Raw genomic sequence first — 1,112 nt, forward strand, 5'->3', positions numbered from 1 at the left:
AGCTGCCCAAGGGCGGCGCCGACCTGCTGATGGACTTCAACATCATCGGAGCGGTCTTCGTGGTGGTGGTGATCGGCGGCATGGGCTCGCTGCCCGGAGCCTTCATCGCCGCGGTGCTGATCTCGGTGCTCAACGTCTTCGGCGTCACCTACCTGCCCCAGTCGACGCTGGTGCTGATGTACGTGGTCATGGCCATCGTGCTCATTGTCCGCCCCTACGGCCTGCTCGGCCGCGAGGAGGTGGCGGGCGAGCACGGCCAGGTCGGCGCGCCCGAGACCCCCATCCGCCCCTACGGCCCGCTCGGCATGGCGCTGGTGGCGGCGCTGATCGCGGCACTGGCGATCGTGCCCGTCTTCGCGGAACAGTTTGTGATGACGCTGATCGTCGACATGATCATCTTCGCGCTCTTCGCCGCGTCGCTGCACTTCATCCTCGGCTCCGGCGGGCTGGTGAGCTTCGGCCACGCCGCCTTCTTCGGCGGCGGCGCCTATGCCGCGGCGCTGCTGGTCTACCACACCGACACGCCGATGGAGCTTGCCTTCCTCTTCGCGCCGCTTGCCGCCGGCCTGCTGGCGCTGGCCATCGGCTGGTTCTGCATCCGGCTCACCGGCGTCTACTTCGCCATGCTCACCCTCGCCTTCTCGCAGCTTGTCTGGTCCGTCGCCTTCCAGTGGCGCGACGTCACCCGCGGTGACGACGGTCTGGTGAACATCTGGCCCGCCGAGTGGCTGAACGCCCCCGCGCCCTTCTACTACTTCACCCTTGCGCTCGGCGTCGGCGGCATCGTGTTCCTGCGCCACGTCATCCACTCGCCCTTCGGCTACGCCCTGCGCGCCGGCCGCGACAGCCCGCGCCAGGCCGAGGCCACCGGCATCGACGTCAAGCGCGTGCAATACGCCGCCTTCGCGCTCGCCGGCGCGATGGCGGGGCTCGCGGGCGGGCTCTTCGTCTTCTCCAAAGGCTCGGTCTTCCCGACCACGCTCGAGATCGGCGAAAGCTTCGACGCGCTCATCGTGGTCTTCCTCGGCGGCGTGAAGACGCTGGCCGGGGGCGTCGTCGGCGCGGGCTTCATGACCGTGGTCGAGGACTGGCTCACCCGGCTCGAATACTGG

General features: G+C 69.0%; 1 pseudogene. It reads left to right on the forward strand.

What is annotated here, in order from left to right:
- Positions 1–1,112, forward strand: a pseudogene (locus HC022_RS27165) (ABC transporter permease); the annotation flags it as partial.

Source organism: Salipiger sp. HF18, assembly GCF_011806505.1.
Lineage (GTDB): Bacteria > Pseudomonadota > Alphaproteobacteria > Rhodobacterales > Rhodobacteraceae > Salipiger > Salipiger thiooxidans.